Here is a 14,292-nt window from a genome sequence, read left to right as displayed (position 1 = left end):
GCGGCGCGGCGACCGGCATGAAGCCGCCCTCGGTGTCCCGTTCCGCCGGGATGCGGTCGGTGCGGCGCAGCCGCAGCACCAGCGGGCCGGTGGGCCGTTCGTCGCCGACCGGCAGCGGGGACCGCAGATGGACCAGGATCGCGTCGGAGAAGGTGGGCACGGTGGCCCGGCACAGCCCCATCACGATCTCGTCCAGGTCGACGCCGCGGGCGATCCGCCGGGTCGCGGCGCCGATGTAGCGCAGACGATCAGCGGACAGACGCGATGCATCGACGGCGGGAGGGGTGTCGGGGCCGGCCAGCTGGTTGTCCGAGGTTGTCCCGGACAATGCCGAGGATTCTTCTCCCGTCCCGCGAAGGGGCTGCTGAGTGGCTGTGAACCGAGTTCGGGCCGGCACCTTGATGACGACACCGTCAGAGTTCGAGGACGGAGCGGCTCGGTAGCCCATGTCGTGGGCAGCTTGCTGAACGGAATCGTGCTCCTCGTCGAGCACAGCGCGAGCCTTCTCCAGGGCAAGATCGACGTCGTCGAGAGCCGCGTCATCGTCGGAGATCGCTCGCAGGTCGGGCTGAGGAACCCGCAGGGTCAGCTCCTGCACGGGGGCAGCATCCTCACATCCCGCCCATTCACGCAGCTCGGTCAGTTCGGCTTCCAGAGCATGTATGCGGCGCGCGGCATGGTCGACGACCTGCTGGGCGGTGTCTCTCTCCTGCTCGGCACGCGCCAGTTGCTGACGTAGGTCGTTCTGCTGCCGCTGTGCGCGGGACAGGCGTAGCTCCAGCGCCGTGTGCGTCAGCGAGTGGGCCGGCGGCGGTACCTGGGCGTCGACCCGGCGTTTCAGTTCCGCCACCTTTGCCTGGGCCTGGCCAAGCATGGCGAACAGAAGCGTGGCGATCTGAAGCGCCTGAGCCTGGCTGCGTTCGCTGGCCTCGTAGGCCCGGCGAACGACCTGCAATTCCTGGTACACCTCGATGGTGCGGTCCTTGGCCGCCAGCAGCTCATGAGCGAGTGCCAGCTCTTGTGTACCCTCCGCGAACGAGGTCGGGCTGGTTCGGGCCCGGTGCCATAATTCCTGTGCTGTCTGCAGGCGTTGCGCGGTCCGGTCGATCGGTTCGTCCGGAAAACAGACGTCAGCCACCGCCTCGACCAGGTCCCACGTCAGTCCGTCACCGGACAACAGATCACGCAGGCGACGTAACTCTGGCACCACTCCGGTCTCGAAATGGTCCGGAGTAAGACGCTGGTGGAGCTGCCTCACCGACAACGAGGCACCGTCCAGCCACGACCGCACCTGCTCGACCAGTTGATTGATCTCGGCGCACGATCCTCGCGGTGGAGCCCACGGCCGGCCGGGTCGCTTTCCCTTTCCCCCCACGCGCCCTCCCGCTCAGTTGTTCACCGGACAACCCCCTGTTGTCACCGGAGAACATTCAACCGGGCCACCAGCGGGTTCTACTCGTGATCGTCGCAATCTTCTCCCGATGAAGCCTCATCAAGGCGGTGCTACCGTGAACTACGGCTCCACAGCGTTCCTGCTTCTCGTCCTGGCGGTTGCCGTGTTGTCGGCCGCGGTCGCCGCGATGATCAGTTTCGGCCTCGCCCGCTGGGAAGGAGCCTCCATTCCGGCGGCCCTCTCACGCAGCGGTGTCGCCTTCGCCGCAGCCCTGACCCTGTGCCTGGCCGTCCTCGCCTCCCTGAACCGGTAACTGTTCGCCAGACGGTTCTCTGCGCCCTCGGATGAGGGAGCCCCGGCGGCGCTGAGCAGGAAGCTCTCAGATCAGGCGCTCGAGCCGGGCACGGAGCGCGAAGGCGGAGTGGGAACGGGACTGTCGTCTCACCGTCTCAACGCAGGACGTCTCGCAGCAGCCTGGCGTGTTTCACCGTCTGGCTCGATCCGGTGCGCGCGGCCACCGCCTCGACCTCGGGGACGACACCCTTGGCCGCGCAGCGTGAAGCGCACTCGACCCCCACGGCGAGGAGTGCCCCGGCATCCCTGACCGGTGTGCCGCGCAGCAGCGCGGGCAGAGCGGCCTCCACCACGGACCAGACCGTGGCGTACGCACCGGTTGCGGCCGCCGTGCGCAGTCCGTCGACGACGCGCTTGGGTGAGCTCGATCCGGCACATATCAGCGCCTGCAACTGTCCGCCGAGCAGTCGGCCGTCGAACTGGCCCTGCGCGGCGAGCGCGAGCAGGGCGTCCACCGCGGAATCACGGTCGTGGTCGATCTTCCGGGCGATCTGCCAGTGCAGGGCGTATCCCGCCGGGCCGCCCGCTTCGGTCAAACGTGCGAGCATGCGGCCGTTCACCGAGTTCCTGGCACGTGCGGCCACCTCGTCGCGGTGATGCGGCAGCTGAGCCACCCAGTACGGTGCGGCGTAGATGTCGTGGGGGCTGTAGCCGCCTTCGAGGGTCCGGTCCCGTTCGAACGTACCGAGGACGGCAGCCGCGACCGGCAGAAGCTGGATGTCCTGGTCCAAGCCGGGGGACGCGGGCTCCCACCGTCCGGGCGGGGCGTCACCCGGATCAGCGGTCGGCCACTTCTCCGGAGTCGAGTCCTGGTGCGGCAGGCCGCCTTCGCGCAGTCGGCGCGCCAGTCGCCGGCCGGCGTCCGACCGCAGGTCACCCGCAGCACACCGTACCTGCTCATCCGCTGTGGGGGTCACCCGCAGCAGGGCCTGCTCCAGGTCGACCGGTGCCGGTTCGACTCCCCTGCGCTCCAGCTCGGCAAGGCGTTCCACCAGCACGCCCGCGTCCACGGCACCGGTGACGTGGGTCGGCAGAGCCAGCAGGAACGGCTGCGCACCGGCCTCGATCACATCGATGGCCTCCATCAGACGCGCCATGAGTAACTTACCGGGCGGGGAGACCGCTTCGCCGTGACTGATCCTGCGGTGGGGGCGACCGTACAGTTTCCTCGGCTCGTCACCCCGCACGGCCGCCGCCACGTCGTACAGATCGCTCTGCCCGCAGTCATGGTGGACGCCCGGTCCCCTGCGCATGACCGGTTCGAGCGCCCGGCACAGTGCCTCACGGTCGAGCCGGGCATGGCGGACCAGCCCGTCCAGCGCGCGCTCGAACGCCACCACGTCGTCGTCCGTGAGGACAACCGCCAGCTCCTGGGCCACCTCGGCGGCCGACCCGGCGGGACCCGGCACCGGTCCGGGCCCGGACAGGAAGGGCAGCACCTCGGCCTCGGCGAGTCGCTCGGCTCGAGTGTCCTGCTCCGTGCCGGGCGTTTGCGTGCCGAGCAGTTCCGCGGCACGTACGGCCAGCGCCGGCCCGAGCGACGCGGCAGCCGTCCGGAGCTCCGCCCTCGCCGGGCCGCCCGCCTTCTTCAGGTGGCGGGCGACGAGCCGGAGGGCGCGCTCCTGCACGGACACGTCCGGGTGCTCGAAGGCGAGCGCCGTTTCCGCCAGTATCCGGTCCGCGCGCGCGGGCTCCCGCCGTGCCACCCGGTCGAGCCAGGACAGCTGTGCGCGTACCAGTTTCTTCTCGGGGCGCAGCAGGACGCGTTCGCACGCCTCGCTGAGTACGTCCTCCTCCAGTAGCCCCGCCTCGTCCAGTTCGCGGAGGACCTCCTGGCCGTAGGAGGCCACCGGGGACGACAGGTCGAGCATGGCCACGTGGTCCCGGATGAAGGGAACATATTCGGCTGGAGTGAGGGCCAGAGCCCGCAGGAACGTCATGACCGGTGTGATCGTCTTGGGTGCGCCGTCCTGCAGAAGACGTACGAGCAGCCTTTCGGCCAGGGCAACCCGTTGGGGTGCCGTTCGGGCGTGCTCCTCGGCAGTGAGGGGGACGGCCTGCCAGTACTGGATGGCTGCGGCCGGGTGCTGGCCGGCCACGATCGCGAAGGTACGGCGGACGAGCGCGGCACGGTCGACCATCTCCTCGGCGGCGAGGGTGCACAGCGCCGACAGCACATGGCTGCTGAAGGAGACGGAGGGCCCTTCCAGGGCCAGCGGGAGCAGCTTCGCGGAGAGGGGGTCCTCGCGCAGCCGTTCCAGGAGACCGTCCGACGGACCGCACGCGTGCTTGCGCAGCCAGCCGTCGACGAAGTAGTCGGATTGCGGCATCGGGCAGCCGGTGGTGCGGACGATGTGGTCGACGACGAAGTGGAGGCGTTGTGAACCACTGCGCTCGCGCACCTGCTCGTCGAGCCGCGCCACGAGTTCGGTCCGCCATCCGACGGGGAACAGGTCGACGACGTCGGCCATCCAGCCGTCCTGCGGGGGCACGTACCGTCCGCCCGAGTGGAGGTGGCGGGCCGCGGCGTCCGGGGTCTCCTGGCAGCCCAACCGTGCGCTGGCCAGGGCCACACCCTGTTCGGCGGTGAGCTTCAGCCAGCCCGGGAAACCCAGCTCCTCGTAGCGGGCGTCCAGCTCCGGCAATTGGGCCGCGCGCTGTTCCGCGCCGAGTTCACCCAGTGCCCGGAGCACGCCGGGAACGTCACCGGCCTCCACGAGTGCCATCAGTCTCACCGTGCGGACTCCTTCTTCGTGTTCCGGACCATGCGGGTGGCGAGTACGTGCTTGCACGGTCCTCGGCCACCGCGGTATTTCGCCCACCACAGGCAGGTGCAACTCATCCGCTCGCCGTCCTCGATGCGGACCAGGTAGGCGTGCTCACCCTCCCCCACCCACGCCAGCGCGCCGTCGATGCGGACCGCGCCCGCGGCGACCAGCGCCTTCGCTCCACGCAGCCGCGGATTGCGGGTCTCAGCGGCGCCCGCGTCGTAGGGCAGGTGTCGGTGGTAGTACGCCATTTCGGCCAGGTCGTAGCCGATCTGCCCGGAGGCGCTCAGCATCGCCAGGGCCGCGCGGACTCGTCCGGGCGTCAGCCCGGACTGCGCGGACAGGTCGCCCACGTCGATCTTCGGCTCCCAAGCCAGCAGCTCCGCCACCCGGTCCGTTTCCCGCGCCGCCGGTTGCATGGTCAGGTCGTCGAGCACACCACCCTCTCCGGAGAAGCCGCGCGAGGCGTGCGGGGAGAGCAGGAGCGTCAGCCGCATGCCGGGCAGTGCGGCCTCCCACGCGACGGCCGCGGTCCGTTCCCGTTGGGCCCAGCGCGACTCGTCGTGGCTCCGCTCGGGTTCCGGGGCGTACACCCGCACCGTCGATGCGTGCCGCAGTACCTGCTGGAGGCTCAGTAGTCGCTCGCAGCCGGGCAGGCACACGGCACCGGGCGAGGGCCTGGTAGCCGGGCGCAGCGTGCGGCCCGAGGGAACCACCCATCGTGTCGTGTGCGCGCCGGACCGCTGGGTGAGCCGCGGCAGCGACCGCAGTACGGCGGCCGCCTCCGCGGCGGGTATCTCGGCGCGCGGGACAAGGCCCGCCGCGACCACCTGGGCCTCCGCGAATCCGCGCAGCCAGCGCTCCGGCAGCGGGACCTTCTTCTCCACGAACCGGCCGTCGAAGGTGGTGGCCTCCAGTCCGTCCGGCCCCACCCGGAGGTGCAAGGGGTCCAGGCAGCCGATCCTGGCGAGGGCCAGGCGCAGCGGTGTGTTGATGTCCACGTTGGTGGTGCCGTGGCCGACATCGTCACCGTCGAGGCTGGAGGCGAGAACGTCGAGGCGCGCGTGCACTCCGCAGCAGGCGGAGAAGGACTCCAGCCGCAACCGGTCGCCGCCGGCCGTGACGACCGGATCCAGGAAGGCCGACGGCCGCGGCCGGTAGTAGCGGCTGGCGGCGACGTCGGCGACGGCGAGCAGGGCCGCCGCCGCCGCGGCCGGCGCGGTCAGGAACCCGTCGAAGAATCGCGGATTGGCCGCCTCGCCGTCCGGCGTGGCACCGCCCGAGGTCTCCAGAGCGAGGGAGCGCCCGGCCGGGGTCACGCGCACGGCGGACGGGTGCATGTAGCCATAGGAATGGGTCCTTGAACTCACGCCCACAGGCTAGGGGTTGGCACGGACATCGGCCCCCTGGGCACACGTCGCGCGGGCCTGAAGCGGGTGACAATCGGCGAGGTGTCGCGGGCGGCCGGACGGCAGGTATCGCAGTCGCATGCCCATCTCGCTCGAGGTCTCTGGTGGGCAGCACATTCCGCGGCACCATCGAGGCACTTCGAGGCCGGCGACCGGGGCCGCGGACAGTGCCTCCCACACAGGCACACGCACACGTAGCCGGGTGTGAATCCCGGCAGTCGGGCGCGCCGCCACCGGAATCGAGCGGCCCCTCGGAGCGCCTGTCCCCCACGCGAGCTACGTGCAGGTGTCCACCGTGAGGTGACGATTGGCGGACGCCGGATCCGTAGCGTTCGAGGCGTTGCGGCATCCCGGCCGCGGATCGCGGAGAAGGAGCGTTCATGAGGTTCGTCTGGCAGCTGTCGGCAGTCGTGGTGGTCGCCATGATCGGCAGTCAGGTGGTCGCCACCGTGGAGGACCACCCCTGGCTCCAGCTCGTTCTGGGACTCCTGGTCTCCGTGCTCGCCGTAGTCGTCTACGGATGGGTGGTCAGCAAGACCGAGCACCGTCCGGTCACCGAAGTGGCCCGCAAGGGTGCCGGGGCCGCGATCGGCCGGGGGATGCTGATCGGCGTCGCGATGTTCGGCGCCGTCATCACGAACATCTACGTCAACGCGCACTACGAGATCAACGGCCTGGGCTCGGTCTCCGGCGCCGTGGGACTGGTCGGATTCATGGCGGCCGCCTCTGTGACGGAGGAACTGATCTTCCGGGGGATCTTGTTCAGGATCATCGAGGAGCGCACCGGCACCTGGATCGCTCTCACGCTGACCGGAGTACTGTTCGGGCTCTCGCACCTGTTGAACCCCAACGCCGACCTGTGGGGCGCCCTCGCCATCGCGATCGAGGCCGGCGGCATGCTCGCCGCCGCCTACGCCGCGACCCGCACGCTGTGGGTGCCCATCGGCCTCCACTTCGGCTGGAACTTCGCGGCGGCCGGCATCTTCAGCACCGAAGTATCCGGCAACAACACCCCGCAGGGACTGCTGGACACCATGACGTCGGGCCCGGCATGGATCACCGGCGGCGACTTCGGACCGGAAGGCAGCGTGTACGCGGTGCTGTTCGGCGTACTGGTGACCATCGGGTTCATGTGGCTGGCCCACAAGCGCGGCAACCTGGTGCCCCGTCGCCGGCGCGCCGACCGGGTCGCCGCCACCCCCACTACACTGCCCCAGTGACCGGACTTCCGCGGATCCAGGAACTGTGGCGCCGGGCAGGCGCCACAGTCTGGTACCTCCCCCTCGCAGCGGTCCTCTTCGCCGCCTCGCTGGTCTACCACGACAACGGCACGGAGCTCGGCGGCCTGCCGACCCGCCCCTTCGACGCCCTGGCCCTGGCAGCGATCGCCCTCCAGTGCCTCCCGCTCGCCGGACGCCGGCGATGGCCCGTCCTCTGCTTCGGGTTGGTGTCGATCGGCTTCGCCCTCGACCAGCTCCGCGGCTACCACTCACTCGCCGGTATCGCGCTGCCCATCGCACTGATGAGCGTGGCCTCCCACCTGGAACACCACAGGCGGGCAACCGCGATCGCCGCCTCCATGGCATACGTCCCGCTGGCGGTCGCGCTTCACCGGCTCGGCCCCGGCGAACCGCCCGCGGAGTTCGTGACGTTCTACCTGGCCATAGCACTCGCCTGGGGCGTCGGGTCATGGGCTCGTCACACCCGGGGCCTGGAGGCCGAGCAACGCCGCCGCATCGCCGCGGACACTCGCGCCGCCGAACGCGCCCGCATCGCCCGCGAACTCCACGACGTGGTGACCCACCACGTGACGGCGATGGTCGTACAGGCCGAGGCGGCCCGCTATCTGACCGCCGTCCCCGATCGCCTCGAACAGAGCCTGGCAGCCGTCACCGACACCGGCCGCCGGGCCATCACGGACCTGCGGCACCTGCTCGACCTGCTCAACCCCGACCACAGCACCGAGCCCAGGACTCCACCCGCCGGCCGGCTCCTCACCCTCGTCGAGCAGACACGGCGGGCCGGCCAGCCCGTGGAGTTCACCGAAGAGGGCACACCGGCCGAGTCGACCGGCAGCGCCGACCTCGTGGCCTACCGGGTGGTGCAGGAGTCCCTGACGAACGCCCTCAAATACGCCCGCGGAAGCCGCACTTCCGTCCGCGTGCGCCACGGCTCGGGAGTCATTACCGTGGAGGTCGGCACGGACGGCTCCGGCTCGAAGACCCCCGGACTGTCCGGGAGCGGGCGCGGCCTGGCCGGTCTCCGTGAACGGGTCGACGTCCTCGGCGGCGACTTCAGCGCGGAGGAACAGAAGGACGGCGGTTTCGTCGTCCGTGCCGACATACCCGCCGGGAGCCCGTCGTGACCGCCCCCATCCGCGTCCTGATCTGCGACGACCAGGTACTGATCCGCACCGGACTGGCGACGATCATCGACGCTCAGCCTGATCTCGAGGTCGCGGCCGAGTGCGGGGACGGGCAAACCGCCGTCGACCTCGTCGAACAACTCCGCCCGGACGTCGTGGTGATGGACATCCGCATGCCAGTGCTCGACGGCATATCGGCCACCCGCCTCCTGGCCGGCGCCGGCGTACCGCACCCCGTCAAGGTGCTCGTCGTGACGACGTTCAACCTCGACGAATACGTCTACGAGGCGCTCCGCGCCGGCGCGAGCGGCTTCCTCCTCAAGGATGCGCCGCCGGCCCAACTGCTGCACGGAATCCGGACCGTGGCGGCGGGCGCCGCACTGCTGGACCCCGAGGTGACACGCCAACTCGTCGGCCGGTACGCCGTCCGGATCCGCCCCGCCGAGGACAGCGGGCCCGACATCCCGCTGACCCCCCGCGAACTGGAGGTCCTCCGCCTCATCGCGGACGGCCTCTCCAACAACGAGATCGCCGCGGCCCTAGTGATCAGCCGGGAGACGGTCAAAACCTTCGTCTCCCGCATCCTCACGAAGCTCGGCCTCCGCGACCGCGTCCAAGCAGTCGTCTACGCCTACCGTCAGGGCCTGGTGTCCTGACAGACAGTTTGGACCGAACCGTGGCGCCAGCACTGGCCCGACGGGTCGCGGTTCGGCCGGCGATCAGCGGCAGTACACCGGAACCGCCGGACACATCGAGAACAGTCAGGTCGGCGTGTTCCCCGCCTACGCCTCCCGTCACGGACGGGCCTTGACAGACCGGCGTCCGTATCAGCCAGAGCAAGCCTGGCGCCAGGACGGCGAGAGCCGCGGGAAGGCGGGCGGGACCGCTCAGTCAAGGCCGTAGCGCACCCTGATCCCCGCGATCACCAACTCCAGCCCCTCCTCGAAGTGCCGGTCGTAGTCCGTAAAGAGCTCAGCCCCCGCCGCGGCCGTCAGCGGGTAGCCGGCCAGCCTGCGGGCGCGTTCCGCCACCAGGTCGAACCCCTCGGGGAGCTCGCCGGGCAGGGGCTGGGCACCCTGTTCCTCGGTGACGAAGCCGAGGGTGAAGAGATAGGCCGTCGTGAACGCCCGGACCGCCTGGGAAAGGCTGAAGCCCGCGGCGGTGAACAGGCGCAGGTTGTCCTCCCACTGCTCGGCGTGGTCCAGGCTGGTGAAGCGCGACCCGCTGAACACCTTCGCACCGTCGCGGTAACCGAGCAGCGCCGCGCGCAGGCCCCGGTTGGCCTTGAGTAGCCGCTCCCGCCAGGTGTCGTCCGGATCGAGCGCGGCGCCGGCGACCATCCGGCGGTACATCTCGGTCGCCATCTCGTCGAGCAGGGCCTGCTTGTCCTTGAAATGCCAGTACAGGGCGGGCGCCTTGACGTCCAGCTTCTTGGAGATAGCGCGCAGGGTGAGGCCGTCCAGCCCCACCTCGTTCAGCAGTTCCAGCGCCGTGTCCGCGACTCGCTTTCGGTCGAGGGGGGCGCGTCGTTCCGTTCCCACCCGCACAGCTTGACAGCTTAACGGCGTTAAGGAGATGCTCGGCGTCGAGTAGCACTTAACAGCGTTAAGGGAGAGTGGGATGAACACGGACGTTCTGATCGTCGGCGCGGGCCCCACCGGTCTCACGCTCGGCATCGACCTGGCCCGGCGCGGCGTGGACGCACTGCTAGTGGAGCGGGACGGAACGCTGTTCCCCGGCTCGCGTGGCAAGGGCTTCCAGCCCCGGACAATGGAGGTCTTCGACGACCTGGGCGTCCTCGACGCCATCCGCGCGGCCGGCGGGACCTACCCCGTCGGCATGCTCTGGAAGGACGGCCATCGGGCCGGCGAGCACCGAATGTTCGAGCCGCTCCCGGCGAGCGAGGAGACGCCCTACACCGAGCCATGGATGGTGCCGCAGTGGCGCACCCAAGAAATCCTGCGCGACCGGCTGGAGGAGTTGGGCGGCAGGGTCGCCTTCGGCCGAGAGGTCGTCGGCGTCCTCCAGGACGCATACGGCGTCACCGCGCGACTCGCCTCCGGCGGGACCGTCCACGCCCGGTACGCGGTCGCCGCCGACGGCGGCCGGTCGGCCGTGCGGCGGGCACTCGGCGTCGGCATGACCGGCGAGACGGTCGATCCACACCCGATGCTGGTGGCGGACGTCCGGATCGACGGCCTGGACCGCGACAACTGGCACTTCTTCCCGGCCGAGGAGGCCGGCGGCCGCCTCGCTCTCTGCCCCCTCGCCGGCATCGAGGACTTCCAGCTGACCGCCGAGCTCCCCGCGGGAACGGAGGTGGACCTCACTCCGGACGGCATACGGAAGGTCATCGCCGACCGCACACACCTCGCCGCCCAGGACGTGACCGAGGTGCGCTGGGCCTCCGACTTCCGGCCGCGCGCGGCACTGGCCGACCGGTTCCGCGTAGGCCGGGTGTTTCTCGCCGGCGACGCGGCACACGTGCACTCGCCAGCCGGCGGACAAGGGCTGAACACCAGTATCCAGGACGCCTACAACCTGGGCTGGAAGCTGGGCGCGGTCCTCACCGGCCGCGCCCCGGCCACGTTGCTGGACAGCTACGAGGAGGAGCGGCGCCCGATCGCCGCCCAGATGCTCGGCGTCTCGACCGGCGTCCACCGCGGCGAGGTACGGCGCGGGAAGGCAACCCAGCAGCTGGCGCTGGGCTACCAGGAGTCGTCTCTCACGGCGGAGACACGTACCGCCCCGACCGGTACGCTCCGGGCCGGAGACCGCGCGCCCGACGGGAAGGTGGACGGCGTACGGCTCTTCGACGCGTTCCGGGGGCCGCACTGGACGCTGCTGGCGCTGGGCACGGACGTCCCGGACGTCCCGGACGAGCACCTCGGAGCGATACGCATCGTGCGCGGGCCGGAACACGGCGCGTACGGGAGGGGGGCGTTCCTGGTCCGGCCGGACGGCTACATCGGGCGGGCGGCCGAAACGTCGGACGGTCTCATGGAGTACCTGGTCCGCGTCGGCCTGCGCTGACGATGACGTCCTCGCCTAAGTCCCGCAGGAGACATCCCTGTTCGCGAGGAAATAGCTTCACTGAGGGCGTCGCGGTCCTCGTTCCTCGACAGGACGGCGACGAGCGCTCAACGGCGATGACCGGAGGGCGCGGCCGGGCATTCGAAGGGCGATCTCCTCGTGGTCGCAGGGCGTGGTCGGGGTACTGCCACGCGCGGACGGCCATCAGGTCGTCGATCGGCGACTGCTGGTCGTCGTCAGCGGCCGGCCATGACTTGAACGTGGTGTTCGGCAGGCAGGCACCCGGCGAGGGAAGGGAGCCCGCGCCCATGCGGCGGGCGCGTTCCCGCCAGTCGGCCGGAGCCGCATGCAGGCGGCAGAAGGCGGGAGCCACGCACACATGGAAACCGGCGCGGTGGGCGAAGTCAGTGGTCGGTCCGATCAGTTGGCCAATGTGTCGCGTGTCAGCTCGGCTGCCTCGGTGATGGCGCGTTGTCTGAGATCGCCGAACAACTGCATAGTGACGGCGGCCAGGACATCGTCCCTGCCAACAGTCCGCCCGTCCCCGCGGCGGGTGGACAGGGCGAAGAGGGGGTCCTTGAGCGGCGGGGCCGGGATGGGCTCACCCGGCACCATCAGACTGACCGACCCGAACCGCTTGACCCCGCCCTCGCGGACGACCTTGGCCGCGTCCCGCGCCAGGGCCGTCAGGAATACGCTCGCGATCCCATCCAGGTCGCGGACCATCGCCGGTACCGCCCTCACCCCCCGGCTCCCCAGGAGCCTTCTCACCCCGGCCTCGAAGCGGTGGGCGCCGGCCACACCACTCGGTGTACGCGCACCGCGGCGTTCACGAAGAGACACGAGCGCACCGTCGGCGTTGCGCACCTCGCCCATCAGGCCGTGGAAGGTCGGGCTGTGCAGGTACCACGCTGATCCCACCTCGACCTCGACGTTGCGGTCGATCGCCGCGATGAGGTCCTTGGGAGTCAGCCTCTTCCTGGTCTCTTCGGCCGCCGCACTCCTTGCGCCGTCGATGATCTCCGTCAGCACGGTCCGTGTCACCGACGCGGCGGCCCACGCGGCCGGCCGGGAGACGGCACACGAGGTCACATCCCTGAACACGGCTTTGACGAGCTGAGGCTTGAACGGCAAGCCCGTCACGATGGAAACGGTCTGCGGGCCGCTGCGCTCGGCGCCTCGGGATCGTATGGTCATCAAGCAATGCGCTTCCTGTGTCGGGGTTTCAGTGCCCGTGCCGCACCGGGCGGCACGACCACAGAGCCTTATGGAGGGGTCGGTGAGGCTGCGGGTGATGGCGACGCGGTCGTCCTCGGCCTGGGCCAGCCGGTAGCCGGTCTCCAGCCAGACGCACATCGCCTCGGGGCCATTCGCTCCTGGAGGGCGTTGACCTCGGCGATGACGCGCCAACCGCTGTCCGGGCCGGCGAGAATCCGCACCATGACACCCCGTCCTTCGCCGCGACGGCGGCACCGACCGCGGTGACGGTGCCTGCAGTGTCCTCGTCCGCGTAGGAGCCGGACACCGGCGACCTGAGGCGATGCCGGGTACTGCGCCATGCAATCGCAAGGGGAATGCTCCTCTTCGTATGCTGTGGAGGTGAGTTGGGGACGCCTCAGGGCGTTCGCTTTCGGTGATACTGCCACCTGGGTCTGACAGTGGAGTTGCCCCGCTGGGGTCGCAGGGCACCGTCACCGCGGACGTGGCCGGTGTTTCATAGCAACGCTTCTGCGAGAAGCCTGGGGGCAGTCGTGGTGTGGTCCGAGCGTGTGGGGGCGCGCGACGGACTTCGGCTTGTCCCCGGGACTGGGGCGGGCCAGGGGAGCCGGTCGTGCTGTTGCACGGCTTGGCCGGTCATGAGGGTGAAGCGGATGACGCTCGCTCGCGCCGCGCCCGCGCTTCAGCCTGCGATTCAATTGAGACGACGAATACCTCGCGGAGTAATGTAGTGCAAAGTGTACTGACACTGCTTGGAGCAGTTCTCGGTGGAACTCTAGTTCTCTTGGGTGATTCAATACGGCGCAAAGTCGAAAGACGCAAAGAGGAAGTGAATCGACTCGCAGAAGTGAGCGTGCGACTCTCTTCCATGTACAACCGGCTGTGCGGGCAGATCATTGACGCTTTTATAGCTGGTGTAGAGGTATCAGATCTGACCGTTGCAGACCCTCTCCGCTACGAAGTAACGACCCAGTTCTTCATGACTCCCGGCAGTGAACAGCTTCGCTCTCAGGCTTCCCGCCTGATGGATGCATATTACCGGCTTCGAAATTCATACGGACAGGATTCGGCCTGGGTTGCGGCTCGTGATGAATACGGTTCGGCGGTGCGTGAGTTCGAAGCTGCTGTTCGGGTCATCCTTCACCGCAATCGCATCTGAGATTCTCCTGGGTCTTCGTCATGCCGAGAGCGGAGGTGAGGGGGTTTGAGCGGCTGGTGTCGGATGAGCGGTGGCAACTCTCCCAGAGAGTGGTACCGAAGGCGCCGGTCCGACCCAGGATGGCGGCCAACGCCGATATGGCGACCGGGGGTGCTGGCTGCGATCGGCAGCGAACTGGATCAGCTGCGCTCGGCGACCTGACTGCAGCGAACCCGGTGATAGTGGTGGTCAGCCAATGCTCACTGCAGGTGGCTGAGTGGGACACCTGACCAGCACTTTCCGACTACGGCCTGCCACTCCACCCACCCAGCGTCGACCAGTGCAGCGGCACGCCGAACACCTCCGACCCCGGCCGCAGCCGCAGGCGCAGCCGATGAGTCTTCCGCCCCGACGGCTACAGACACCTACAGGCCCAACCGGTCACTCACTCACCAGAATCACCTAAAACCGGTGAGTGCTTGGCAGCCTCCCGTAGCTGGTTCAGAAGGAGGTGTTCGGCATCAGAGAATTGAGGTTCGCTAAGAAGTGGCCGTAAAGGGCCGACGAGCGCAGTCAATAGTACGCGGGGTTTGACGAGGGATGTAGGAGTCGCT

The 14,292-nt window shown here is 69.4% G+C and carries 10 protein-coding genes and 2 pseudogenes; 7 read left to right on the top strand and 5 right to left on the bottom strand.

The window, feature by feature from the left end:
* A pseudogene (locus IE118_RS34215) lies at positions 1-1,258 on the bottom strand (hypothetical protein); the annotation flags it as partial.
* A 250-nt stretch (positions 1,259-1,508) separates the two neighbouring features.
* On the opposite strand from IE118_RS34215, the gene IE118_RS29775 reads away from it, so the two are divergent.
* Entirely contained in the window at positions 1,509-1,706 is a 198-nt protein-coding gene (locus IE118_RS29775) for a hypothetical protein (protein WP_189561192.1), read from the top strand.
* A gap of 136 nt (positions 1,707-1,842) precedes the next feature.
* On the opposite strand, the gene IE118_RS29770 is transcribed toward IE118_RS29775, so the two are convergent.
* A complete protein-coding gene (locus IE118_RS29770) occupies positions 1,843-4,473 on the bottom strand; it encodes a DUF7824 domain-containing protein (RefSeq protein ID WP_229846996.1) in 2,631 nt (876 codons plus the stop codon).
* A gap of 5 nt (positions 4,474-4,478) precedes the next feature.
* The gene (locus IE118_RS29765; RefSeq protein WP_373303243.1) at positions 4,479-5,885 is read right to left on the bottom strand and encodes an SWIM zinc finger family protein; all 1,407 of its coding nucleotides are present in this window, start codon (positions 5,883-5,885) and stop codon (positions 4,479-4,481) included.
* A gap of 419 nt (positions 5,886-6,304) precedes the next feature.
* On the opposite strand from IE118_RS29765, the gene IE118_RS29760 reads away from it, so the two are divergent.
* The 4 genes and pseudogenes from IE118_RS29760 to IE118_RS29745 all read left to right on the top strand — a co-directional run.
* Positions 6,305-7,144: a CPBP family intramembrane glutamic endopeptidase gene (locus IE118_RS29760; RefSeq protein WP_189561190.1), complete on the top strand. Its 840-nt coding sequence runs from the start codon at positions 6,305-6,307 to the stop codon at positions 7,142-7,144.
* Positions 7,141-8,289 (top strand): sensor histidine kinase, encoded by a 1,149-nt coding sequence (locus IE118_RS29755; protein ID WP_189561189.1) that lies wholly within the window; start codon positions 7,141-7,143, stop codon positions 8,287-8,289. The genes IE118_RS29760 and IE118_RS29755 overlap by 4 nt, the downstream gene beginning before the upstream one ends.
* A complete protein-coding gene (locus tag IE118_RS29750; protein WP_189561188.1) occupies positions 8,286-8,945 on the top strand; it encodes a response regulator in 660 nt (219 codons plus the stop codon). Before IE118_RS29755 ends, IE118_RS29750 begins: the two co-directional genes overlap by 4 nt.
* 43 nt (positions 8,946-8,988) lie before the next feature.
* A pseudogene (locus IE118_RS29745) lies at positions 8,989-9,168 on the top strand (transposase); the annotation flags it as partial.
* A gap of 8 nt (positions 9,169-9,176) precedes the next feature.
* Here the strand turns inward: IE118_RS29745 and IE118_RS29740 are convergent.
* On the bottom strand, positions 9,177-9,830 hold the full coding sequence (locus IE118_RS29740) for a TetR/AcrR family transcriptional regulator C-terminal domain-containing protein (protein WP_189561187.1): 654 nt from the start codon (positions 9,828-9,830) through the stop codon (positions 9,177-9,179).
* 79 nt (positions 9,831-9,909) lie between these two features.
* Between IE118_RS29740 and IE118_RS29735 the strand changes: the two genes are divergently transcribed.
* Positions 9,910-11,322 carry an FAD-dependent oxidoreductase gene (locus tag IE118_RS29735; protein WP_189561186.1) on the top strand — a complete coding sequence of 471 codons (1,413 nt, stop codon included), beginning with the start codon at positions 9,910-9,912 and terminating at the stop codon, positions 11,320-11,322.
* A gap of 420 nt (positions 11,323-11,742) precedes the next feature.
* Here IE118_RS29735 and IE118_RS29730 read toward each other — a convergent pair whose 3' ends face one another.
* On the bottom strand, positions 11,743-12,519 hold the full coding sequence (locus IE118_RS29730; RefSeq protein WP_189561200.1) for a histone H3 family protein: 777 nt from the start codon (positions 12,517-12,519) through the stop codon (positions 11,743-11,745).
* 634 nt (positions 12,520-13,153) lie between these two features.
* On the opposite strand from IE118_RS29730, the gene IE118_RS34210 reads away from it, so the two are divergent.
* Positions 13,154-13,699, top strand: coding sequence for a hypothetical protein (locus IE118_RS34210; protein WP_229846994.1), 546 nt, complete (start codon positions 13,154-13,156; stop codon positions 13,697-13,699).
* Positions 13,700-14,292: the final 593 nt, after the last annotated feature.

The organism is Streptomyces pilosus (genome assembly GCF_014649835.1).
Taxonomy (GTDB): Bacteria; Actinomycetota; Actinomycetes; order Streptomycetales; family Streptomycetaceae; genus Streptomyces; species Streptomyces pilosus.
This window is presented reverse-complemented; position numbering and strand designations above follow the sequence as displayed.